20 protein-coding genes and 1 tRNA gene are annotated in these 21,834 nt (G+C 69.8%); 9 read left to right on the forward strand and 12 right to left on the reverse strand.

Annotated features, from left to right (window positions below; all coding sequences use genetic code 11):
• Nucleotides 1-45: 45 nt before the first annotated feature.
• The 6 genes from B0293_RS23310 to B0293_RS23335 form a co-directional block, all read right to left on the reverse strand.
• The gene (locus B0293_RS23310) at nucleotides 46-417 is read right to left on the reverse strand and encodes a hypothetical protein (protein ID WP_005167135.1); all 372 of its coding nucleotides are present in this window, start codon (nucleotides 415-417) and stop codon (nucleotides 46-48) included.
• The gene (locus B0293_RS23315; RefSeq protein ID WP_005167134.1) at nucleotides 410-3,151 is read right to left on the reverse strand and encodes an FtsK/SpoIIIE domain-containing protein; all 2,742 of its coding nucleotides are present in this window, start codon (nucleotides 3,149-3,151) and stop codon (nucleotides 410-412) included. The genes B0293_RS23310 and B0293_RS23315 overlap by 8 nt, the downstream gene beginning before the upstream one ends.
• 190 nt (nucleotides 3,152-3,341) lie before the next feature.
• The gene (locus B0293_RS23320; RefSeq protein WP_005167133.1) at nucleotides 3,342-3,587 is read right to left on the reverse strand and encodes a hypothetical protein; all 246 of its coding nucleotides are present in this window, start codon (nucleotides 3,585-3,587) and stop codon (nucleotides 3,342-3,344) included.
• 2 nt (nucleotides 3,588-3,589) lie between these two features.
• Nucleotides 3,590-3,850: a hypothetical protein gene (locus B0293_RS23325; RefSeq protein ID WP_005167132.1), complete on the reverse strand. Its 261-nt coding sequence runs from the start codon at nucleotides 3,848-3,850 to the stop codon at nucleotides 3,590-3,592.
• A gap of 139 nt (nucleotides 3,851-3,989) precedes the next feature.
• Nucleotides 3,990-4,074, reverse strand: a tRNA-Ser gene (locus B0293_RS23330).
• Between the two features lie 72 nt (nucleotides 4,075-4,146).
• A complete protein-coding gene (locus B0293_RS23335) occupies nucleotides 4,147-4,893 on the reverse strand; it encodes a PP2C family protein-serine/threonine phosphatase (protein ID WP_005167129.1) in 747 nt (248 codons plus the stop codon).
• Nucleotides 4,894-4,970: 77 nt separating this feature from the next.
• Between B0293_RS23335 and B0293_RS23340 the strand changes: the two genes are divergently transcribed.
• The 5 genes from B0293_RS23340 (at nucleotide 4,971) to B0293_RS23360 (ending at nucleotide 14,138) form a co-directional block, all read left to right on the forward strand.
• Nucleotides 4,971-6,629 (forward strand): N-6 DNA methylase, encoded by a 1,659-nt coding sequence (locus tag B0293_RS23340; RefSeq protein ID WP_005167128.1) that lies wholly within the window; start codon nucleotides 4,971-4,973, stop codon nucleotides 6,627-6,629.
• Nucleotides 6,629-7,513, forward strand: coding sequence for a serine/threonine-protein kinase (locus B0293_RS23345; protein ID WP_005167127.1), 885 nt, complete (start codon nucleotides 6,629-6,631; stop codon nucleotides 7,511-7,513). The genes B0293_RS23340 and B0293_RS23345 overlap by 1 nt, the downstream gene beginning before the upstream one ends.
• A 93-nt stretch (nucleotides 7,514-7,606) precedes the next feature.
• The gene (locus tag B0293_RS23350) at nucleotides 7,607-8,269 is read left to right on the forward strand and encodes a L,D-transpeptidase (RefSeq protein ID WP_005167125.1); all 663 of its coding nucleotides are present in this window, start codon (nucleotides 7,607-7,609) and stop codon (nucleotides 8,267-8,269) included.
• Between the two features lie 141 nt (nucleotides 8,270-8,410).
• Nucleotides 8,411-11,233 carry a PQQ-dependent sugar dehydrogenase gene (locus tag B0293_RS23355; RefSeq protein WP_039919764.1) on the forward strand — a complete coding sequence of 941 codons (2,823 nt, stop codon included), beginning with the start codon at nucleotides 8,411-8,413 and terminating at the stop codon, nucleotides 11,231-11,233.
• A gap of 85 nt (nucleotides 11,234-11,318) precedes the next feature.
• Nucleotides 11,319-14,138 (forward strand): PQQ-dependent sugar dehydrogenase, encoded by a 2,820-nt coding sequence (locus B0293_RS23360; protein WP_005167122.1) that lies wholly within the window; start codon nucleotides 11,319-11,321, stop codon nucleotides 14,136-14,138.
• A gap of 12 nt (nucleotides 14,139-14,150) precedes the next feature.
• Here B0293_RS23360 and B0293_RS23365 read toward each other — a convergent pair whose 3' ends face one another.
• Nucleotides 14,151-15,674: a 3-hydroxyacyl-CoA dehydrogenase gene (locus tag B0293_RS23365; protein ID WP_005167121.1), complete on the reverse strand. Its 1,524-nt coding sequence runs from the start codon at nucleotides 15,672-15,674 to the stop codon at nucleotides 14,151-14,153.
• 170 nt (nucleotides 15,675-15,844) lie between these two features.
• Here B0293_RS23365 and B0293_RS23370 point away from each other — a divergent pair, with 170 nt between their 5' ends.
• Both B0293_RS23370 and B0293_RS23375 read left to right on the forward strand, forming a co-directional pair.
• Nucleotides 15,845-16,039: a hypothetical protein gene (locus B0293_RS23370; RefSeq protein WP_005167119.1), complete on the forward strand. Its 195-nt coding sequence runs from the start codon at nucleotides 15,845-15,847 to the stop codon at nucleotides 16,037-16,039.
• A gap of 9 nt (nucleotides 16,040-16,048) precedes the next feature.
• Nucleotides 16,049-16,672: a TetR/AcrR family transcriptional regulator gene (locus tag B0293_RS23375; protein ID WP_005167117.1), complete on the forward strand. Its 624-nt coding sequence runs from the start codon at nucleotides 16,049-16,051 to the stop codon at nucleotides 16,670-16,672.
• On the opposite strand, the gene B0293_RS23380 is transcribed toward B0293_RS23375, so the two are convergent.
• The gene (locus B0293_RS23380; RefSeq protein WP_005167115.1) at nucleotides 16,656-17,345 is read right to left on the reverse strand and encodes a TetR/AcrR family transcriptional regulator; all 690 of its coding nucleotides are present in this window, start codon (nucleotides 17,343-17,345) and stop codon (nucleotides 16,656-16,658) included. The two genes, B0293_RS23375 and B0293_RS23380, sit on opposite strands and share 17 nt — an antisense overlap.
• A gap of 117 nt (nucleotides 17,346-17,462) precedes the next feature.
• On the opposite strand from B0293_RS23380, the gene B0293_RS23385 reads away from it, so the two are divergent.
• The gene (locus B0293_RS23385; RefSeq protein WP_005167113.1) at nucleotides 17,463-17,915 is read left to right on the forward strand and encodes a nitroreductase family deazaflavin-dependent oxidoreductase; all 453 of its coding nucleotides are present in this window, start codon (nucleotides 17,463-17,465) and stop codon (nucleotides 17,913-17,915) included.
• A gap of 21 nt (nucleotides 17,916-17,936) precedes the next feature.
• On the opposite strand, the gene B0293_RS23390 is transcribed toward B0293_RS23385, so the two are convergent.
• The 3 genes from B0293_RS23390 to B0293_RS23400 form a co-directional block, all read right to left on the reverse strand.
• Nucleotides 17,937-18,143 carry a hypothetical protein gene (locus B0293_RS23390; RefSeq protein WP_005167111.1) on the reverse strand — a complete coding sequence of 69 codons (207 nt, stop codon included), beginning with the start codon at nucleotides 18,141-18,143 and terminating at the stop codon, nucleotides 17,937-17,939.
• Nucleotides 18,144-18,210: 67 nt separating this feature from the next.
• The gene (locus B0293_RS23395) at nucleotides 18,211-18,867 is read right to left on the reverse strand and encodes a response regulator (protein WP_005167109.1); all 657 of its coding nucleotides are present in this window, start codon (nucleotides 18,865-18,867) and stop codon (nucleotides 18,211-18,213) included.
• Nucleotides 18,864-20,039, reverse strand: coding sequence for a sensor histidine kinase (locus B0293_RS23400; RefSeq protein WP_005167108.1), 1,176 nt, complete (start codon nucleotides 20,037-20,039; stop codon nucleotides 18,864-18,866). The genes B0293_RS23395 and B0293_RS23400 overlap by 4 nt, the downstream gene beginning before the upstream one ends.
• 52 nt (nucleotides 20,040-20,091) lie before the next feature.
• Between B0293_RS23400 and B0293_RS23405 the strand changes: the two genes are divergently transcribed.
• Entirely contained in the window at nucleotides 20,092-21,165 is a 1,074-nt protein-coding gene (locus B0293_RS23405) for an AAA family ATPase (protein WP_005167106.1), read from the forward strand.
• Here B0293_RS23405 and B0293_RS23410 read toward each other — a convergent pair.
• Nucleotides 21,159-21,806 carry a hypothetical protein gene (locus B0293_RS23410; RefSeq protein ID WP_005167104.1) on the reverse strand — a complete coding sequence of 216 codons (648 nt, stop codon included), beginning with the start codon at nucleotides 21,804-21,806 and terminating at the stop codon, nucleotides 21,159-21,161. The two genes, B0293_RS23405 and B0293_RS23410, sit on opposite strands and share 7 nt — an antisense overlap.
• Nucleotides 21,807-21,834: the final 28 nt, after the last annotated feature.

Below are 21,834 nucleotides of genomic sequence, written 5' to 3' on the forward strand. Positions count from 1 at the left end.
CCCCCTTCCCTCGGCTCAGCCGAAGGAAGGGGGCCTTCACGCGCTTCAGGAGCGTTTCGCGCGCCAGCCAAGGGAAAGGACGGCCTGGACGAGTTCCTGGTAGCTCGGCTTGACCTCTTCCAGGTACTTCTCCAGGTACCCGGGCCGCGCGGTCGGCACCGGCGCCGGGTCTTCGTCCTCCGGCAGCCAGGTCAGGCCTTCGACGTTGTGCTGGGCCATCTTCCACCACCGGGAAGCCCGGTCGACGGCGCGCTGCTCGCGTTCGGCCGCGTCCGCGACGGCCTGGTGCGCCTCGGCGAGCCGGGCCTCCAGTTCGTCCGCGCGGGCGACCTCCCAGCTCCGCAGGTTCTCCGCCGAAGCGCGGGCGAGGCCGACGATCTCCTTGTACCGCATGGCCGCGGTGATGTCGTCATCCATCGAGAAGCCCTTCCGGACGCTGGAACGGGATGATCACCTCGGGGGCGCCGTGGGTGGTGCGGTCGAAGAACAGGGCCCGCCCCGGCCGCGGCGACCAGTGCACGACCTGCCCGGCGGCGAACGGCGACAGTTCGTTGCCCTGGACGTCCAGCGCCGCCCAGCTCCCGATGTCGTCGGTGCCCGCGAACCCGAGCGTGTCCTTCAGCCGCGCGATGCTGCGCCACCAGCCGACGGTGTGGACGCCGTGCGCCGGACCCTGCTTCAGCAGCACTCGCAGCTGATCCAAACCGCTCTTGAGCTGTCCGGGCGCCTTGGCCTCCAGCGCGGGGATCGAAGCGTCGACGCCGTACAGCAGCAGCACTCGCGGTTTGTCCAAAGAGGACAGTTTCTCCGCGATATCGATTACCCGGCCAGGTAAATCGTCGACCAGCTCCGCGCGGTGTCCGTCCGCCCGCAGTCGCTCGGCCAGTTCCTGCACCGCCGGGATCGACGCCTCGATGGGGCACGAAAGCACGAATTCCACGGCCCCTTCAGCGTGCTGCTTGGCCAGCGACCGCGCGGCCGAGTCCATGATGGACAGTGCCTCCGCCGTGGCCGCGCCGAGCACGGCGATGTTCCGTCCCGGCGCCTTCGGCAGGTCGACCCCGCAGGCGGCCTCGTCGACGTCGATGGACTGACCGAGCAGCGCGCGCGGCTTGCTCGTCAGCTTCAGATCGGTGAACGCGGGGAACTGTTCCAGCACGGGGGAATGCGCGCCGTCGAACAGCCGGGGTCGCTTGAAGGACTCCGAGTACCGCTCCCACAGCCGGTGCTGCAGCTTGTTGAAGACGTCCTTGCTGCTCGCGTCCGGGACGTGGGCCAGCTGGTTCCCGTGCGCCACCCCGGAATCGTGGTTGATCACCGCGTGCCACTTCGGCGCCGAGACGGCCGCGTTGTTGGTCTCGGACAGCACGCGCCGCGCCTTCGGCATCGCGATCCGCAGCGTGCACTGCTCGAACACCGCCGGTTTGCCCCAGAACGCCTCGATCCCGGCGACGTCCTGGCTCGCCAGCACCAGGTGGATGCCCTGCGACCGGCCTCGCCGCGCGATGTCCTCCAGCAGCTGGGTCGCCGTCGACGTGACGCCGTCGCGCCCGGCGAACAGGTACTGGAACTCGTCGATGACGGCGACGATCCGCGGCCAGTGCCCGCCGGGGTCCTGCTCGCGCAGGTCCGCGAGGTTGGTGACCTCGTACAGTTTCGCCGCGGCGGACCGGCGGCGCAGCTCGTCGGCGAGGTACCGCAGCAGCGCCAGGCCGAACTCGCGGTCGGTGTTGACGTTGACCCCGATGAGCTTGGCGTGCGGAAGCCAGCTGGAGTCCCGCCGCCCCGGCGCCAGCCCGGCGAACGACACGCCTTCCTTGAAGTCCAGCAGGTACAGCGCGAGCTCGTCCGGCGAGTACCGCGCCGCGAAGCTGCCGAGCAGCGAGTACAGGAAGTTCGTCTTCCCCGAACCGCTCGGCCCGCCGATGAGCACGTGCGGGCTGGCGTCGCCGATGACGACCTCCACCGCCTCGCCCTCGAAGAACCCGACCGGCGCCCGCAGTTCCCGCGCCGAGCTCTCCTTGCCCAGTTCGGTGGGCAGGAGGTCGGCGAACGCGCGGGGCCCGCCCTGTTTGGCGATCAGCGCCTCGGCGATCCGCCCGGCGGCCCGGATGACCTGACCGGACGGCATCGGCGGATCGAGGTCGACGATCAGGTCGGGGCCGGTCATGCTGCTGACCGCGCGCCGTTCGTCGTGCAGGCTCAGCGATTCGACCGACGTCGACAGCATGGTCGGCACGTCGATCAGGATCAGGCAGATCCCGGCGGCCAGTGCCCCGGTGGCGACGCGTTTCAGTTCGCGGGCGCGTTCCGGTTCGAGGGTCTCCCCGTTGCCGTAGAGCACCGCGACGCGGAACGGTTCGACGCGCTGGCCGGTGGCCTGCCGGATCTCCCGCAGCGACGTGTGCCCCGCCTGCATCCCGGTCGCGTGGATGCGGCGGATGTGGCCCGCCAGTTCGTCGAGGAGGTCTTCGAGCCGTCCCGGGTCGTACAGGGTGAGCGCGCTCGTGCGGCTCAGCGGGTAGAGGTCGGGCAGGATCGCGGTCAGCTGCCCGACGTCCCACAGATGGACGCGCACCGCGCCGGGTTCGAACGTGCTCAGGATCCGCATCAGCAGGTTCTGCACGATGCCGTCCACGGTGGCCCGGGTCTTCGGTGCCGACTGGATGGACAGATGCGACTCGTCGAGCAGGGGCGTCGCGACGTCGAACGTGCGCGGGACGTCCCGGCCAGGCACGGTCGCCGAACCGATGCGCCACAGTCCGGGCGCGGTGATGCCGGGGTTGGTGCCGACCCGGCCCAGCCAGTCGCCCGGCTGCCGGCTCGCGGGCCCCGGCGCGTTGTTCGCGACCAGTTCGCGCAGAGTGTTCGGGCCCGCTTCCCACTCCGAGTAGAACTGGCCGCGGATGCTGGAGAGCTGACCGAACACCTCGTTCGAGGCGGGATGTCGCGACCACTCGGCGTACTGCTCCGAAGTGGAGTTGTTCATCCCCACCCGGACTATGTGCTGTTCGAGTTCCAGCTTGGCCAGGTCCGCTTCGGCGGCCTGGCGGGCGCCGGCGGCGGCGCCGAGGACGAGCCCGATCTGGTGGCGGACCCGCTCCAGCGCCGTGGCGACGCGATTGCGCTGTTCACTCGCTTTGCTGCCCATACCGGCTCGCCGATCTCAGTGTCCGATGGTGAACCCGCGACCGCGATCGACGTCGGCAGGACGCGACCTGGTCATCCACGTCACCGACGCGGACAGGGCGTCCTGCCACCGCGATAGCGGGGCCTTCGGCCGGGCGGGTTCAACCCTTTGTGGCCATTTTTCCAAGTACATGGCAGCTCCGCCCGCAGTCTCAGAGGCGTGATTGGTAGCCGCTGACCAGGTCGTCAGCGGCGGAAAGGCGCGTCAGGAGATTTTCCATTCCCTCGTCGGCCTGTGCCAGCTGCGGCGGTACCCAGGGGACGGCTTGGGCCTGCGGTTCGACCATGGCGCGCCGGGACTCCTCGAGCAGGCTCCTGGCCCGCTCGGCATGGGCGCGCCCGTCGGCGAGCCCGGTCTGGACGGCCGTCAGCAGCTGGTGCAGTTCTTCGAGGTACATGCTCAGAGGCGGGTCGAGTACGACTCGGCCGACGAGATGCCTGCCTGGATGGTGCTCTGCATCCCGGTGATGCCCTGCAGGGCTTCGGCGAGCAGTCCGTGCGCCTGGCTCACCTCGTGCTGGGTGCTGCCCTGAGTGGCCTGTGACAGGGAGAGCTGGGCTTCTTCGAGAGACTGCGCTGCCTGCTGAAGAGCGGCGATGCTCGCGGATGCCTTCTCGTTCGCGAGCGCGATACCAGCGCGGATCTCTTCGACTCCGGCCATTTTGGCGGACTCCTTGGGACGTCGGGGGCTGGAACGACCACACTTAAACTTAGCGTGATCATCTGACTCTGTTAAGTGAAGGTCCTGCGAAGTAATCAACAAGGCCCCGGACGTCGAGACGTCCGGGGCCTTGTTGCGGCGGAGGATACAGGATTCGAACCTGCGAGGGCGTGAACCCAACACGCTTTCCAAGCGTGCGCCTTAGGCCGCTCGGCCAATCCTCCGTGGACAACTTTACCGGATGCCCTTTCGCCCCTTCGAAGGCGGGTCTGACCTGGACTTCCGGCTGGTGGGCCTCACGTGTGCGCGGGCGGTAGGACGTCGGCGACGACGCAGGTGATGTTGTCCGGTCCGCCGCCCTCGTTGGCCAGGTCGATCAGCCTCGGGACGGTCTCGGCGGGAGCTTGGAAGGCGCCCAGGACGTCCTTGATAACGGTTTCGACAACCGTTGCCGTTAACCCGTCCGAGCACAGGAGAAGGCGGTCTCCGGGAGCCGCTTCGAAGGTCCAGATGTCCGCTTCGCCGCTTCCGGTGCTCAGAAGCGCCTTCATCAGCAGGGAGCCTCGAGGGTGCCCTTCGACCTCTGACGGGTCGATGCGCCCGTCGTCCGCGAGAGCCTGTGCGAGGGTGTGGTCGCGGGTGAAGCGCTGAAGCGTCCCGTCGCGTAGGAGGTAGCCCTTCGAGTCGCCGATGTGGACGGCGGTGAAGTGCGCGCCGTCGAACAGCAGGCCCGTCAGGGTGGTGCCCATGCCCCGCGTCTCGGGCTGTTCCTCGGCCGTCGCGGCCAGCCGGTCGTCGATGGCGCGAAGGCCGCCGGTGAGCACCTCGTACAGGTCGACGTCCGCGAGGTCGAAGCCGCTGAGATCCGAGTCGAGCCGGGACAGGACGCCCACCGCCTCGGCGCTGGCGACCTCACCGTGCGGCTGGCCGCCGATGCCGTCGGCGACCGCCAGCATCCTCCCGCTGGCGTAGACCGAGTCCTGGTTGACCTGGCGTCGCTGCCCGACGTCCGAGCCGGCGGCGTACCGAAGGGTGTACCTCATGGACCCCAGTAAAGCAGTTGTGTACTGAGTTCACAAACAAAGGGCTGGAATGGTCGACTTTCGGTTACGATGCGCCGATGGAGGAGCAAGCCACCGTCAGCGCGGCGGACATCGCGCGGATCGCCGGCGTCGGCCGCGCCGCGGTGAGCAACTGGCGTCGACGGTACGGAGATTTTCCGCCGCCCGTCGGCGGGACGGCGTCGAGCCCCCTCTTTTCCCTGTTCGCCGTCGAAAACTGGCTGCGTGAACGGGGGAAACCGGTCGAAATATCGCTCGGTGACCGGGTCTGGCAGCGGCTGCGCAACCTCGGCGACGATCTGGAACTGGGCGACCGGGTGGGCCGGGTGGGCTCTTTCCTGTCAGGGCGAGGTGTCCGCGAGTGGACCTTCTCGCCCCGCTACGACGACGCCGAGCTGCTCGACCTGCTGGACCGCTTCGCCGACGAGGTGGGTGCGCGCGAGGCCTTCGAGTTCCTGCTCGAACGCTACGTCGAGGCGCACTCCCGTCAGCTGTCCGTCACCGCGGGACCGGTGGCCGCGCTGATGTCCCGGCTCATCGGCCCCGATCCCGGCGTCGTGCTCGATCCCGCGTGCGGGATCGGGACGCTGCTCCTCGCCTCCGGCGGCGGCCGCCTGCTCGGCCAGGTCGGCGATCCGGCGACCTCGTGCATCGCCGCGCACCGGCTGCTGCTCGCCGGGGCGGACATGGAGATGTACGGCGCGGACGCCCTGTCGATGGACTCCTACGAAGGACTCCTCGCGGACGCCGTCGTCTGCGATCCGCCGTTCAACGAACGGGAATGGGGATACGACGAACTCGTCGGCGACCCGCGCTGGGAGTACGGCCAGCCGCCGCGCGGCGAACCGGAACTGGCGTGGGTGCAGCACTGTCTCGCGCACGTGAAACCCGGTGGGCTGGTCGCGATCCGCATGCCGCCCGCCGCCGCCGGACGCCGCACCGGGCGGCGGATCCGCGGGAACCTGTTGCGGGCCGGGGCCTTGCGCGCGGTGGTGACGGTCGGCGGCGCGGATCTCTGGCTGCTGCGGCGACCGGAACCCGGGGAGCGGCCGCCGTCCCGGCTGCTCCTGCTGGCGGATCCGTCCACTGTGGAGGAACAGTGGCAGGAACACCTGCGCGGCGCCGAGGTTCCGGGCGCGGTCCGGATCATCGACCTGCTCGACGAGGTGATCGACCTTTCCCCCGCGCGGTATCAGGCGCGGGACGAACACGCGGGTGAGGCGTTTCTCGAAGTGCGGCGGCATTTCGAGAAGATCCGGCCGGAACTGCCGCCGCTGGCGGTGTCCGGCGGGAAGCTCTCGTTCACCACGATCGGCGAGCTGCTGAAGTCCGGTGTCCTCACCGTGCCGGAATCGGTGGAGGCGGGGGACGTCCTCGCGGCGCCCGCCGTGCCCGCGTATGTCCACAGTGGAGCTTCGTTCGCGGCGGAGCCGACGATGTCGAAGTACCGCACCGATCCCGAACGGCTGGACGCCGCTTTCCTCGCCGGCTGCCTGCGCGCGGCCGGGCAGCTCGCGCCGTCCTCCTCGACCAGGATCGACCTCAGGCGCACCCGGATCCCTCGCCTGCCGATCGAAGCGCAGCGTGCCCACGGGGCGGCGTTCACCCGGCTCGCCGCCTTCGAGGACGCCATCCGCGAGGCGGCGGAATCGGGTCTGGAGCTGGTGAGGCTAGGCTTGACGGGACTGACTGAAGGCCAGCTCAAGCCGGAGAACTAGTGCTTATCTCGGACCGCTACGAACTCGACGAGCTGCCGCTCGGCCGGGGTGGGATGGGCGCGGTCTACGCGGGCCACGACCGGCATCTCGGCCGCCGCGTCGCGGTGAAGTTCCTCGGGCTTCCCGGCGGTCCGGACGCCGAACTCGAACAGCGCTTCATCCGCGAGGCGCGGATCCTCGCCACCCTCGAACACGCGGGCGCGCCGACGTTGTACGACTTCGGCACCTACGACGAGCGGTTGTACCAGGTCATGCAGTTCATCGAGGGCGTGACCGTCGCCGATCTCGCCGCCGAACACGGGCCGCTGCCGGTGCCGTGGGCGGCCGCGATCGCGGCGCAGGCCTGCGCCGTGCTGTCCGCCGCGCACGCGCTGTCCATCTGCCACCGTGATCTCAAGCCCACCAACCTGATGCTGTGTCCCGACGGCAGCGTGAAGGTGCTCGACTTCGGGCTCGCGATGCTGCGCGAGACCGACGTCGCCCAGTTCACCCGCGCCGGGCAGATCCTCGGCACCCCCGCGTACATGGCGCCCGAGCAGATCCAGCGCGGGATCGCCGGGCCGCGCAGCGATCTGTACGCGCTGGGCTGCGTCCTGCACGAGATGCTGACCGGCAGGCAGCTGTTCACCGGCCCGACGGCGTACGCGGTGTTCGAGAAACAGGTCAAGGACAGTCCGGCCGAAGTGGACGGTGTCCCGGACGGACTGAACGTGCTGCTCGCGGACCTGCTGGAAAAGGACCCCGGACGACGTCCCGCCGACGCGGACGAACTGTTCGGACGGCTCGCCGTGTTCGCGCGGGACCTGCCGCCGCTGCCCGGATACCTGGACGAAGGCGCCAATCCGGGCCGCATGTACGCGCGGGTAGTCGGCCGCGTGCCCTGAGACGTGATCGTGACCTTCCGATCAACAACCCCGAACCGGTGACTTCCGTCTTTACCCATGTCAGACGGACCACGACATTCGGGGGTAAGGGTTGTGAAGAAGTTCCTGGTGGGGGTGACCGCACTGGCCACGGCGCTGGTGCTGACCGCGTGTTCCGGCAACTCCGGCGGCGGTACGCCGGGCGGCGGAGCCGTCGCGCAGGGCGACCCGGCCGGTGGGGCCACGACCACGTCGGCACCGGCCACGTCGGCGCCGTCCACCTCGTCCGCCGCGCCGACCACCTCGTCCCAGCCGCCGAGCAGCAGCTCCACGCCGAAGCCGACGTCCTCGAAGCCCAAGCCGACGCCGAAGCCCACCCCGAAACCCGAGGTGAAGCCCGCCGCGAACGCCGCCGACGTGCCGTGCAAGGCCGCGCTGGCCTCGCCCGGCGTGAGCGCCTGCGTGGACCTCTCCTCGCTGAAGACGTGGCTGCTGCAGGACGGCAAGGTCATCTACGGCCCGGTCAAGCAGCTTCCCGGCAAGAAGGGGCACGCGACGCCGACCGGCGTCTTCCACGTTTCGAACAAGGTCAAGAACTACCACTCGAAGGCCTTCGACGCGCCGATGCCGAACTCGGTGTTCTTCCTGCCGGGGATCGCGTTCCACACCGGCAGCCTGTCGGTGTACTCGCACGGCTGCATCCACCTCTCGGCGGCGGCTTCGCAGAAGTACTTCACGACCTTGCAGAGCGGCGACGTGGTTCAGGTAGTGGCCTGACCCGCACGTACCCGATCGGCTGCACAGCGTGAGAGTCGATTGCGGTTCGGTTGCTTTGAGATAAATGAAAGCTTCGGGCGGCAATGGCCTCCCCGTTTCCGGCGACGTGCCCAGGAACACGCCGGAAGTGGGGAAACGCCGATGATCAGGAGCCGCGCACGCGCTCGTACCTTCGTCGCACTGTCGGTTTCGATCCTGCTTTTCCCGGGATGGGTGGGCGCTCCGGAAGCAACCGGGGCGCCCACTCTGCCATCCGGCTTCGTCCTGCGTGACCAGCCCAGCGGCCAGGCCGCGTTCGACCTGACCGATTTCGCCTACCTGCCGGACGGTTCGGTGCTCAGCACCGGAAAGAGCGGCAAGGTCGCCTGGGTGCCCGTCACCGGGCAGGCGCGGACGCTCGCGACCCTTCCCGTCCACGACGACGGCGATCTCGGCCTCGTCGGCCTCGCCGTCGCCCCGGATTTCGCCACTTCGCGCCAGATCTACCTCGCGCGGTCGTTCGACACGAGCGGCGGCGCGTTCACCATGCGGGTGGCGCGCTGGACGGTGACCGGCACCGACGTCCCGACCGGACTGACGAACGAACGGGTGCTCGTCGACCTTCCCGGGTTCTACGACGTCCACGGCATCACCGGGCTCGTCGCGGCGCCCGATGGTACTTTGTGGATCTCCATCGGCGACGCCGCCGACTTCACCAGGATGGATCCGGGCGCGTTGCGCGCCCTCGACCTCGATCAGCTCTACGGCAAGATCCTGCACGTCACCTCCGACGGCGCCGGCGTCCCCGGCAATCCGTACTACTCCGCCGCGGCCCCGGATTCGAATCGTTCCAAGGTCTTCTCCAGCGGCTACCGCAGCCCGTTCCGGTTCTCGCTCGACCCGCGGCTCGGCCTGCCGGTCGTCGGCGACGTCGGCTGGAACACCTGGGAAGAGGTGGACGTCGTGCGGCCGGGCGCGAACCACGCCTGGCCCTGCTGGGAAGGAAACGCGCCGACACCGGGGTACTCCGGCCTCGCCGGCTGCGCGGGCGTCGTCAACACCCCGCCGATCACCGCGTACCACCACGGTTCCGGGGTGGACGAAGGGAACAGCGTGACCGCCGGGATCGTCTACAGTGGATCGTCCTATCCGGACGAATACCGGGGCGCGTTCTTCTTCGGCGACTACGTCACGCAGAAGATCTGGACGATGACCTACGACAGCCAGGGCAGGCTCGTCCAGGCGCCGCAACGGCCGCCGAAGTTCACCGGCGTCGGCGGCCCGGTCAAATTCGCCGCCGCGGCCAACGGCGACATCGTGTACGCCGACATCATCAGCGGGAACCTGCGGCGGCTCAGCTATCCGGGGACGAACGCGGAACCGGTCGCGGTGGCGACATCGAGCACCGATCCGGCCACGAGGACGGTGACCTTCGACGGTTCCGGTTCCTACGACTTCGACGGCGATCCGTTGAGCCATCACTGGGATTTCGGTGACGGCACGAGTCAGGACGGCGTCCGGGTGACGCACTCCTACGACGCCGCGTTCGCGCGGGCGACGGCGCGGCTCACCGTCACCGACCGGCTCGGCGCCACCGACGGCGCGGATGTCGTCGTGGTGCCGGGAAACCATTCGCCGGACCTGGTGATGACGGATCCCGGAGCACGGACCTTCGCGGTCGGGGAACCGGTCGTCGCCGCGGCGACGGCGATCGACGCCGAGGACGGCCTGTTGCCGGTCGGCTGGACCACGCTGATCCGGCACTGCCCGGAAGAGGCGACCTGCCACGCGCATCCCGGTTCGCCGGGCGGCGGTCCGGTCTTTTCCTTGCCCTTCACCGATCATCAGGACTCGCGGGTCGAGATCACCGCGTCCGTGACCGACAGCGCCGGGGTGACGTCGAGCAGGACCTACGTCGCCATGCCGCGCGAACACCGGCTGACGCTGACTTCCACCGTCCCCGCGGCGCTGAGCATCCCGGCGGAGGGCGGGGTCAACACCGCGATGGTGACCGAGGGCGCGACGTTCGAGATCGTCGCGGAAGAGGTCGCCGCCGACGGCGTCTCGACGTTCGCGAACTGGTCCGACGGGCGGACCTCGCGCACGGTGACCATCACCGTCCCGGCGCGGGACCTGACCATGACCGCGACCTACCTCACCCCGATCGACCGGCGCTACCAGGCGGAACCCGCGCTGCGCCAACGACTTGGCGCGCCGACCGGGCCGGAGGTCGCCGACGGGAACGTGCGCTACCGGCCGTACGCGGGCGGCAGGCTCTACTGGAGCACCGAGACCGGCGTGAAGCAGATCGAAGGCGAGATCCTCAAGAAGTACCTCGCGCTGGGCGGGCACCGGAAGTTCGGTCCACCCGCGACGGACGAACTTCCGACCCCGGACGGGATCGGCCGGTTCAACCACTTCCCGGACTGGCCGGGCACCCAGCGGTCCTCGATCTACTGGACGCCGTCGACCGGCGCGCATCCGGTGTACGGGCGGATCCGGATCAAGTGGGAGGCGCTGGGCTGGGAGACGGGTCCGCTCGGCTATCCCACGACGGACGAGCTTCCGACGCCTGACGGGATCGGGCGGTTCAACCATTTCAGCAAGAACTCGTCGATCTATTACACGGTGCAGACGGACGCGCACGCGATCTGGGGCCGGATCCGTGTCCGGTGGGAGGCACTCGGCTGGGAGACGGGTCCGCTCGGCTACCCGACGACGGACGAGCTTCCGACGCCCGACGGGATCGGCCGGTTCAACCACTTCAGCAAGGCGGGCTCGATCTACTGGACGATGGCCACCGACGCGCATGCGGTCTACGGGGCGATCCGGCAGCGTTGGGAGGCGCTCGGCTGGGAGACCTCGTACCTGAGATACCCGACGACCGACGAGTTCACCATCCCCATCGGACGGCAGAACAGCTTCCAGAACGGGTACGTCACCTGGAACCGGAACACCGGGCAGGTGCTCGACAGACGGTGGTGATCACAGTTCGGTAAAGCCACTCGAAAGTGTGAAATGCGCAGCTAGACCCCGTCGATGAGACGTTCGACTGGGGAAAGGGGCGTCCATGCCTTCGAAATTCCGCGTGCTCTGTCGCGCGGTCGTGGCGTCGCTGATCGCGCCTTTGCTGGTGCCGTTGACGTCGACGCCCGCGTCCGCGGCGCCCGTGTTGCCGCCGGGCTTCGTCCTGCGCGATCAGCCGAGCGGACAGGCTCCGTACGACCTGACCGACTTCGCCTACCTGCCCGACGGCTCGATGCTGACCACCGGGAAGCAGGGCAACGTCGCCTGGGTGTCCGCCACCGGGCAGGTGCGGAACATCACCACCCTTCCCGTCCGGGGCACCAGTGACCTGGGGCTGGTCGGGATCGCGATCGCCCCCGACTACGCCACCTCCCGGGCGGTCTACACCGCCCGCGCGATCGACGTCCCCGGTGGAATTTCGCTGCGCGCTTCGCGCTGGACGGTGTCCGGCACCGCCGAGCCCACCGGGCTGACGGACGAGAAGGTGCTCATCGAGGGGCCCGCGAACACCGAAGTCCACGCCATGACCGGCCTCGTGGCCGCCCCGGACGGCACCGTGTGGATCTCGACCGGCGACAGCTCCGGCTTTCAGGAGGAGGCCGACCCGTTCGCGCTGAACGTGTACGACCTCGACAAGATCTACGGCAAGATCTTCCACGTCACCGCGGACGGCGCCGGCGTGCCGGACAACCCCTACTACGCCGCGGACAACCCGGACTCGGTGCGCTCCAAGGTGTTCGCGAGCGGCTTCCGCAGCCCGTTCCGGTTCAGCCTCGACGACGGCACCGGTCTCCCGGTGGTCGGCGACGTCGGCTGGGTCACCTGGGAAGAGATCGACTTCGTCCAGAAGGGCGCGAACCACGGCTGGCCGTGCTTCGAGGGCAACCAGCCCACCGACGGCTTTTCCGTGATGCCGCAATGCGCTTCGGCCGTGAACACCCCGCCGATGCTGGCGATCCGCCACGGCGAGGGCGTCGACCACGGGAACAGCATCACCGCAGGAATTGTCTACAATGGAGAGTCGTACCCGGAGGAATACCGGGGAGCGTACTTCTTCGGTGACTACGCCACCCAAAAGCTGTGGACGGCCGAATACGACACGCAGGGCCGGGTCGTCCGCCCGCAGGAGACGCCGCCGAAGTTCACCGGCATCGGCGGTCCGGTCAAGTTCCTGGCCGCGGCCAACGGCGACATCGTCTACGCCGACCTCTACAGCGGCATGCTGCGAAGGCTCAGCTACACCACCGGGAACAAGGAGCCGGTCGCGGTGGCCACGTCCGAGACGGACCCCGAGACCCGCACGGTCTCCTTCGACGGCAGCGGTTCCTACGACTTCGACAACGACCAGCTGACCTACGAATGGGACTTCGGCGACGGCGAGATCGGTACCGGGGCGAAGGTCAGCCACACCTACGCGGCGGGCCTCGAGAAGTTCACCGCCAAGCTGACGGTGAAGGACGGCTTGCAGTCCTCCGGGACGACGGACATCGCCGTGGCGCCCGGGAACCACTCGCCGAAGCTGACCATGACCGACCCCGGTGACCGGCTGTTCGCGGTCGGCGAGGAGGTCAAGGCCGGCGCCACCATCACCGACGCCGAGGACGGTGAGCTGCCGGTCACCTGGACCACGCTCGTCCGGCACTGCCCGGAGAACGCGGTCTGCCACGCGCATCCGGACCGCGGCGCCACCGGCCCCGAGTTCACCATGCCGTTCACCGACCACACGGACTCCACCCTGGAGTTCACCGCGTCGGCGACCGACAGCGCCGGTGTCAAGGTGTCGAAGACCTACATCGCGAAGCCGAAGGAACACCGGCTCACGCTGACCAGCAACGTCGCCGCGGCGCTCGGCATCACGCCGGAAGGCGGGGTCGCTTCGGCGATGGTGGTCGAAGGCGCGACGGTGGAGATCCAGGCGGCCGAGGTCGCTTCGGACGGTTCGTCGACCTTCACCGGCTGGTCCACCGGGGCCACCGGGCGGCTGACGAACATCACCATGGGCGCGGCCGACCAGACGATCACGGCGAACTACGACACGCCGATCGACAAGCGCTATCGCGACGAACCCGCGCTGGCGCAACGACTCGGCGCGCCGACGGCCCCCGAGGCGGTCGACGGCACGGTCCGGTTCCGCACCTACGAGGGCGGACGGCTGTACTGGTCGAAGGAGACGGGCGTCAAGCAGATCGAGGGCGAGATCCTCAAGAAGTACCTCGCTCTGGGCGGCCACCGGGAATTCGGCCCGCCCGCGACCGACGAGCTGACCACCCCGGACACCATCGGCCGCTACAACGACTTCCCGATGTGGCCCGGCAAGATGGAGACGTCGATCTACTTCACGGGGAGCACGGGCGCGCATCCGGTGTACGGGCGGATCCGGCTGAAGTGGAAGGAATTGGGTGCCGAGGCGGGTGAACTCGGCTATCCGACGACGGACGAGCTTCCGACGCCCGACGGGGTCGGGCGGTTCAATCACTTCAGCAAGAATTCGTCGGTCTATTACACGGTGCCGACGGACGCGCACGCGATCTGGGGCCGGATCCGCGCCAAGTGGGAAGAGCTGGGCTGGGAGGCCGGGCCGCTCGGTTACCCGATGACGGACGAGCTTCCGACCCCGGACGGGATCGGCCGGTTCAACCACTTCAGCAAGGCCGGGTCGGTCTACTGGACGATGCAGACCGACGCGCACGCGATCTACGGCGGCATCCGGCAGCGTTGGGAGGCGCTCGGCTGGGAGACCTCGTACCTGAGGTACCCGACGACCGACGAGTTCTCCGTGGACGGTGGACGGCAGAACAACTTCCAGGGCGGGTACGTGTACTGGAACGCCTCCACCTGGGCGATCACCGACCGCCGCTGGTAGCGGCGATCCAAGTCAGCCGAGAAGATCCGACGGCGAGGTGCCCGACGAGGTGAGCGGCAGGCCGAGCGCGACCCGTTCGGTGAGCCAGCCGCTCGGCCGGTAGCGCTGGTCCCCGGTGCTCGCGACGAGTCCGCGCAGGACCCGCAGCACGAAGTCCGCGCCCGCTTCCTCGCCGAGCGCCAGCGGTCCGCGCGGGTAGCCGAGGCCGAGCCGGACGGCGGTGTCGATGTCCTCCGGCGTCGCGAGCCGCTGCCCGGCGATGAAACAGGCGGTGTTGACGATCGACGCCAGCAGCCGCTGCGCGATCGGCGCGGGTCCGTCGCGGACCACGGTCACCGGCAGCCCGGTCGCGGCGAGCGCGCCCCAGGCGGTGCGGCCGGCGGCCGGGTCGAGCGCGGGATGGACCGAAAGCGTCAGGCGTTTCGTGTAGCCGCCGAGGGGATCGACCCCGACGACCCGTTCCGCCGGGAACCCCGCGGCGAGCGCGGTGTCCACAGTGGACGATCCGACCGGGCTGACGATCAGGACCGTGTCCGGGTAGGCGGAGTGCACGACCTGGATCCCCGCGGCCGAGAGCAGCGTGCCGAGCCGTTCGTCGTCGACCCACACCGGCGTGGCCGGGGCTTCCGGCGCGGCCGGCTCCGGCTCCGCCTGCTGTTGCCCGTCGACGTAGCTGTAGAAGCCCTCGCCGTTCTTGCGCCCGAACAGTCCGGCGGCGACGCGGGGACGCGTCAGCCACGACGGCCGCAGGCGCGGTTCGCCGTGGAACCCGCTCCAGATGCTTTCCAGCACGGCGTGCGAGACGTCAAGGCCGGTGAGGTCGAGCAGTTCGAACGGGCCGAGTTTCAGGCCCAGCACGTCCCGCGCGACGCGGTCCACCTCGGCCGGGCTCGCGATCCCTTCGGCGAGGATCTGCAGCGCCTCGGTGCCGAGCCCGCGTCCGGCGTGGTTGACCAGGAACCCCGGGGCGTCGCGGGCGAGGACGGGTTCGTGCCCCCAGCCGCGGACGAGTTCGGTCACGGCGGGCGGCAGCCACGCGGCGGTCCGCGCGCCGGGCACGACCTCGACCAGCCGCATCAGCGGGACCGGGTTGAAGAAGTGGAGACCGAGCAGCCTGCCGGGTTCGGTCAGCGCGGCGCCGATCTCGGTGACCGAGAGCGAACTGGTGTTGGTGGCGAACACGGTGTCCGGCCCGCAGACGCGCTCCAGTTCGGCGAACAGCGCGCGTTTGATCTCCAGGTCCTCGCGGACCGCCTCGACGACGAGGTCGACGCCGTCGGCGGGAGCCAGCGGGCCGTCGGCCGCGATCAGCCTGCCTTTCGCGGCCGCGGCGGCTTCCTCGGTGATCTTGCCCTTCGCGGCGAGCTTGCCGAGCATCGCGCCGACGTGGTCGATGGCCTCGCCGACCGCCTCGGGCCGGGCGTCGGCGAGTTCGACCTCGAGCCCCGCCGTCACGGCGAGCTGGACGATGCCCCGGCCCATCACCCCGGTTCCGATGACCCGGATCCTGCCGACCTGCTCCGCCCACTTCTCCACCGCGAGCCGCCTTTCCCTCGATGCCGTCTCCGGCGTGACGCTAGCCGCCACGCCGGTATCTCGCCCGGAAGGGTGATCTCCGCCCCGTCCGGCGTAAGGCCACCGAACCGGTGAGGTCCCTTCCGCGAAAACCGAGTGTTCCGCGCACCACCCCCGAAGGGAAACCTCCCATGGCCACCGTCCCCGCCGCCGCAGCCGTCCGGACCACGCCGTTGCTCCTCGTCGCGGTTCTCTTCGGTGCCGTCGCCGCGTTCTTCGCCAGCCAGGCGCTGTGGCCGCTCACCGCGCTCGCCGTCGTGGTCGCCGCCGCCGTCCTCGCGGGCGGTGTGTGGATGACCGGCCGCGGGGGAAATCGCGAACTCTAGGATCGCCGTGTGACGGCGAGACGCTTGACGCGGGAGGAAAGCCGCGAGCAGACCAAGCAGCGCCTGCTCGCGGCGGCCGCCGAACTGTTCTCCGAACGCGGGGTCAACGGCACGTCCGTCGAGCAGATCGCCGAACGGGCCGGGTTCACGCGCGGCGCCTTCTACGGCAACTTCGACGGCAAACACGAGCTGGTCGTCGAGCTGCTGCGCCGCCGGACCCAGCGGGAGGCCGAGGAGGTCACCGCGCTGGGCGCGGGTGTCGGCTCCTTCGCCGAGATGATGGACCGGCTGCGCGCCTGGAACGTCGAGCGCGCCGAACACCTCGCCGGGTGGCTGACCCTGCGCACCGAGCTGGCCCTTTACGCGCTGCGCAACCCCGAGGCGCGGCCGCTCGTCGGCGAAGGCGAGAAGTCGACAAGGGCACTGCTGGAGACGTCCGTCCGGACCGAATTCGCCGCGCGCGGCACGGAACCGCCCGCCGACCCGGCCTTCCTCGCTTTGATCCTGCACGCGCTCGAGGACGGCCTCCTGCTGCAGCGCTTCCTCAGCCCCGAAGGGACCGGCGACGAGGACGTGGTGGACGCCGTCCAGCTGCTGATGCGGTCGTGGACCGCGCTCAGCCGGTCATCCTGATCCCGGTGAACTCGGCCATCTGACGGGTCCCGTGCGCGAAGAAGGCGTCCGACGGGTCCACGGAGCCGACGTACTGGCCGAACAGTTCGAAGTTGATCATCCCGAACAGCTGGGTCCACGCCATGATCAGCCGTGAGGCCGTCTCGGGAGCCAGGGTGACCTTGAGGATTCCGGTGACGGTGCCGAGCTGGCGCTGGAGTTCGGCGGGCAGCTCGCCGACCTCGGTCTCGACCCGGAGGTTCGCGTCGCGCAGGACCGCGACCAGCGCGAACGCCACCCGGCCCGCGGGCGTGACGGTGTCCTGCGGGGCCTGGTAGCCGGGGATCGGCGAGCCGTAGATCAGCGCGTACTCGTGCGGGTGCGCCTTCGCCCAGGCGCGGACCGCGAGCCAGATCGCTTCCCAGCGTTCCAGCGACGTCTTCGTGGGGTCGTCCGCGGCTTCCGCGGCCTCGCCGACGGCGTTGTAGGCGTCGACGATCAGGGCCGTCAGCAGTTCCTCGCGGCTGGAGAAGTACCGGTAGAGCGCTGAGGAGACCATGCCCAGCTCCCGCGCGACGGCACGGAGCGAAAGCCCGTGGGCGCCGACTTCGGCGAGCTGGCGCCGGGCCTCGTCCTTGATCTCGCGGGTGAGCTCGGCGCGGGCGCGTTCCCGCGCGGTCTGGGTGGCAGCCATGCTCTCACCATAGAGCATCGCACCTAAATGAGAGCACTGCTCTTGACACGATGCACCGCTCTGGTGTTCACTGCTCTTAATAGAGAGCACTGCTCTCGCCTACTTCGAGGAGACGACATGACCGGCACCTACAACGCCGCCCGCTACATCAAGCCCGCCGCGGCGACCAACGCGTTCAACGAATTCGTGCTCAAGCTGACGAAGCTCGGCGTCAGCGTCCTGGGCAGCCGGGTGCTTTCGGTCCGCGGCCGCAAGAGCGGCGAGCTGCGCTCGGTCCCGGTCAACCTGCTGAAGCTGGACGGCGAGCGCTACCTGGTCGCGCCGCGCGGGGTCACGCAGTGGGTGCGCAACCTGCGGGTCGCGGGCGAGGGGCAGCTCAGCGTCGGGCGCCGCACCGAGACGTTCACCTACACCGAACTCGCCGACGACGAGAAGCCCGAGATCCTGCGTGCCTACCTCAAGCGCTGGAAGTTCGAGGTCGGCGTGTTCTTCGACGGCGTCGACGCGAAGGCGTCCGACGAGAAGCTGCTGGAGATCGCGCCCGGCTACCCGATCTTCAAGATCGCGTGATGCCGCTCGCCGAACACGCGGCTAGTCGTCGGTGGGGGTCCGCCGCGTGCGCCGGGCGGTGGCCGCCACCAGCACCACGCCGACCAGGAACGCGACGAGCCCGATCAGGAACCACAGTTTCTGCCCGGTCATGAAGCTGCCGGTCAGCACGCCGGCGCCCTGGAGCACCCAGACCCCGCCGACCAGCAGGAAGACCAGCCCGATCGTGAGCGTGACCCAGCGCTTCATTCCCAGCTCCCAGCCTCGACGTGCCCTCCGGCGATTCTGGCAGGAGCGGCCCGGCCAGGCGAACCGATCACCGGCCGCCGACGAGACCGTTGCGGTAGGCGTAGACGACGGCGTGCACCCTGTCGCGCAACCCGAGCTTCGCCAGGATCCGGGAAACGTGGGTCTTCACCGTCTCCTCGCCCACGTGCAGCCGCTCGGCGATCTCCGCGTTGCTGGACGCGTCGGCGACCAGCAACAGCACTTCACGTTCGCGTGAGGTGAGCCGTTCCAGCTCCGCCGGTTCGGCGGCCACGGGTTCGATGCTGGTGGCGAAGGTCGACACGAGCCGCCGGGTCACCGTCGGATCGATCAGCGCGTCGCCGCGTGCGGCCACCCGCATGGCCGAGACGAGTTCCTCGGGGGCGAGGCTCTTCAACAGGAACCCGCTCGCCCCGGCCCGCAGCGCGCGGTAGACGTACTCGTCCGAGTCGTAGGTCGTCAGCACGAGGACACGGGTGTCGTTGCCGGGCGCGGACATGATCGCCTCGGTCGCGGCCAGACCGTCCAATTTGGGCATCCGGACGTCGAGCACGGCGACGTCCGGGCGCAGCGTGGCCGCCTGCGCGACGGCTTCGCGCCCGTCCGCGGCCTCGCCGACGCAGGCGAAATCCGCCTGGGTGTCCAGCACCGCGCGCATCCCGGACCGGAACATCGCGTGGTCGTCCGCCAGCAGAACCCGGATCACTCCGCCTCCAAAGGAAATCCGACTCGAACCCGCCAGTGCCGCCCGTCGTCGAGCGGCCCGCATTCCACCTGCCCGCCGAACAACGCGACCCGCTGCCTGATCCCGGCGAGGCCGCGTTTCGTCGACTCGGCGGGGGAACCCCGGTTCGGGCGGCCGATCTCGTTCGTGATGGCGAGGACGATCTCCGTCTGCCGGTAGGCGAGGTCGATCTCGACCGTCCCGCCGGAGCCGTGCCGGAGCGCGTTCGTCAGCGCCTCCTGCGCGATGCGGTACAGCGCGACGTCCACCGAGCCCGGGAGTTCCCGCGGCCCGCCGTGACTGGTCAGCCGCGCGGGCAGCCCGGCGGTGCGCAGGTTGTCGAGCAGCTCGTCGAGGTTGTCCAGCCCCGGTTGCCGTTGCGCGTCGCCGTTCTCCTTGCCGTGCAACAGATCCAGCAGGCGCCGCAGATCGGCCATCGCGGACCGGCTCGACGATTCGACGGCGGAGAGCGAACGCCGCGCGGCCGGTTCTCCCGCCGGCAGTCCGAGCCGCGCGGCGCCGGCGTGCACGCCGATCGCGCTGACGTGGTGGGAGATCACGTCGTGCAGGTCGCGGGCGATCGTCGTGCGTTCTTCGGCGACGGCGCGGCGGACCGCTTCGGCTTCGTGTTGCCGCCGTTGTTCTTCCGCACGTTGGAGATCGGCGATGTACGCGCGCCGCGCGGTCGTGTAGCGGCCGACCATCCACGGCAGCAGCCCGCTTATGCCGACGTCGATGAGCACCAGCCGCCAGTCCCGGTTGCCTCGGTCGACAGGGATGAGGATGCACGCGAAGAGCCCGATGAGCATCGCCGCCAGCGCCGCCAGCGCCGGTTTGGTCGCGAGCCAGGCGCCCGCGCGGTATCCCGCGATCAGCACGCCCGCGTTGGTGGCCTGGAGGTAGTGGTCGAACGGGTACAGCAGGAGCGGCGCGGCGACGAGCAGCGCGCCGTGCGCGGCCGAGACCCAGCCGGAATAGCGCGAAGGCCCGGCGAGCGCGGCGTTGGCGAGTATCCCGCCGATCAGCACCGCCCACGCCTGCCAGCCCTGCGAAAGCGGCGGTCCGTCGATGAGGAACAGCCCGGCGTCGGCGACCAGGCAGACGGCCGCGACCGCGCACGCCTGCCTCGCCAACGACCCGCTGATGTCCCGCACGCGCCCAACTCTGCCCTATTTCGCTGGACAGGGGTCCCTAAGCTGAGAAGTCATGGGGATCGAGAAGACGCCTGTGCTCTGGACGACCGGCGCACCGGGCGCGGGGAAATCGACCACCGCCTGGGGTGTGTACAGCCGCATCGCCGAAGCCGGCGGCAACGTCGCGTACGTCGACATCGACCAGCTCGGGCTGATCGGCCCGCCGCCGGGCGGCGGAGAAGCTTCGCACGCGATCAAAGCGGCCAATCTGCTGAGAGTGCTCGAGATTCTGCGTGGCCGGGGCGCGAGGCAACTCGTCGTGTCCGGGGTGCTCGATCCCGAAATCGGGATCGAGCCGTACTTCGAGGGCCGGGACTTCGACGTCACGCTCGTCCGGCTGACCTGCGATCGCGACGAACTGCGGAGCCGCTTCCTCGGCCGTGGTTCGCCCGAAGGCGCTCTGCCCGACCTCTTCGAGCTGGTGGACATCTACGACCGCGCCGCTTTCGGCGAAGAGATGGACACGACCGGGCAGTGTCCGGAGGAGACCGTCGACGCGCTGTTCCGGCGGTGCGTCGTCGAAAGCGGTCCGGTCCTGCCGCCGGACGTCGTCGAGCCGCAGCCCGGACCGGTGACCGTGGTGACCGGTCCGACGGCGGTCGGCAAATCGACGGCCGCGTGGAGCGTGCTGTACGAAATGTGGCAGCAGGAGAGTCCGGTCGCCTACGCCGACATCGCGCAGTTCGGGTTCGTGCACCCGGGCCCGGATCCGGCCGTGGAGGCGGCGATCCTCGCGGCCGTCCGGCGTGGCTACCGCGAGGCCGGAGCCGAGCGCTTCATCGCCGTGGCCAGGGAATTCCTTCCCGAGCACCGGCAGGTCTTCAAGGAGGCCACCGTCGTCCACCTCGACGCGGACGACGCGACGCTCACCGAACGCGTCCGGCGCCGGGCCGAGGGCGAATCCGCGCTGCTGGCCGGTGACGAACTCCGCGGCGCGCCACCCGGTGTGCGGGACCGGGTGGCCGCCCGTGCGATCGCCGAGGCGGCCCAGGCTCGGGACTCCGGCGGCGATCGCGTCATCCTCGACACCTCCGGACAGGAAGCCACCGAGACGGCCGCCGCGCTGAGGGCGCTCGTCCGTCAGTAACCGGGCGGCGGTCCGCCCTGCCCGTCCTGGCCCGGGAAGCCTTGCCCCGGTTGACCTTGCTGACCCTGGCCCGGCTGGCCCTGCTGCCGCTGACCCCGCTGGCCGCCGTTCTGGCCACGCTGGCTCTGCCCGGGGTTGCCGATGCTCGTCGCGGTCGCCTTGTCTCCGGTGACCTTGGCGTTCACCGTCACCGTCTGGCCGGTCTTGGGGTCGCCGGTCTTCTTGGTCGCCGCGTCGATCGTGTAGACCTGTTTGTAGCCGTCCTTGCTGGTCAGGCTGATGGTCGTCGCGCTGATCTCGGTCACCTCGCCGGTCTGCATCCGCTCGGTGCTGTATCCGCCGTTGCCGTCGGAGACGACGAAATCGCCGTGCAGCGCGTCACGGGGCATACCCCCGCCGGGGCCGAAGATCATCCGGCCGCCGCCGGGTCCGCCCATCATCTGGCCCTGTTCGGCGCCGTTCGCGGCGGTCCCGGCCCAGATCGCGGCCCCGCCACCGGCGGCGATCACCACCGCCACCCCGGCCGCGATCGCGGTCTTGCGGCCCGACCAGGCCTTCTTCGGTTCACCAGCCGGTGCGGGCGCGCCCCACGCGGCGGTCTCACCCGCCGGGGGTCCGGCGGGTTCGGTCGGTTCGGTCATCTGGTCGCCTCCGTGTACTCGGTTGCGG

This window comes from Amycolatopsis azurea DSM 43854 (assembly GCF_001995215.1).
Lineage (GTDB): Bacteria > Actinomycetota > Actinomycetes > Mycobacteriales > Pseudonocardiaceae > Amycolatopsis > Amycolatopsis azurea.

Coding starts and splice junctions, on each gene's coding strand:
- B0293_RS23310 (WP_005167135.1), bottom strand. CDS start 417: ATGGATGACGACATCACCGCGGCCATGCGGTACAAGGAGATCGTCGGC.
- B0293_RS23315 (WP_005167134.1), bottom strand. CDS start 3,151: ATGGGCAGCAAAGCGAGTGAACAGCGCAATCGCGTCGCCACGGCGCTG.
- B0293_RS23320 (WP_005167133.1), bottom strand. CDS start 3,587: ATGTACCTCGAAGAACTGCACCAGCTGCTGACGGCCGTCCAGACCGGG.
- B0293_RS23325 (WP_005167132.1), bottom strand. CDS start 3,850: ATGGCCGGAGTCGAAGAGATCCGCGCTGGTATCGCGCTCGCGAACGAG.
- B0293_RS23335 (WP_005167129.1), bottom strand. CDS start 4,893: ATGAGGTACACCCTTCGGTACGCCGCCGGCTCGGACGTCGGGCAGCGA.
- B0293_RS23340 (WP_005167128.1), top strand. CDS start 4,971: ATGGAGGAGCAAGCCACCGTCAGCGCGGCGGACATCGCGCGGATCGCC.
- B0293_RS23355 (WP_039919764.1), top strand. CDS start 8,411: ATGATCAGGAGCCGCGCACGCGCTCGTACCTTCGTCGCACTGTCGGTT.
- B0293_RS23360 (WP_005167122.1), top strand. CDS start 11,319: ATGCCTTCGAAATTCCGCGTGCTCTGTCGCGCGGTCGTGGCGTCGCTG.
- B0293_RS23370 (WP_005167119.1), top strand. CDS start 15,845: ATGGCCACCGTCCCCGCCGCCGCAGCCGTCCGGACCACGCCGTTGCTC.
- B0293_RS23380 (WP_005167115.1), bottom strand. CDS start 17,345: ATGGCTGCCACCCAGACCGCGCGGGAACGCGCCCGCGCCGAGCTCACC.
- B0293_RS23385 (WP_005167113.1), top strand. CDS start 17,463: ATGACCGGCACCTACAACGCCGCCCGCTACATCAAGCCCGCCGCGGCG.
- B0293_RS23390 (WP_005167111.1), bottom strand. CDS start 18,143: ATGAAGCGCTGGGTCACGCTCACGATCGGGCTGGTCTTCCTGCTGGTC.
- B0293_RS23405 (WP_005167106.1), top strand. CDS start 20,092: ATGGGGATCGAGAAGACGCCTGTGCTCTGGACGACCGGCGCACCGGGC.
- B0293_RS23410 (WP_005167104.1), bottom strand. CDS start 21,806: ATGACCGAACCGACCGAACCCGCCGGACCCCCGGCGGGTGAGACCGCC.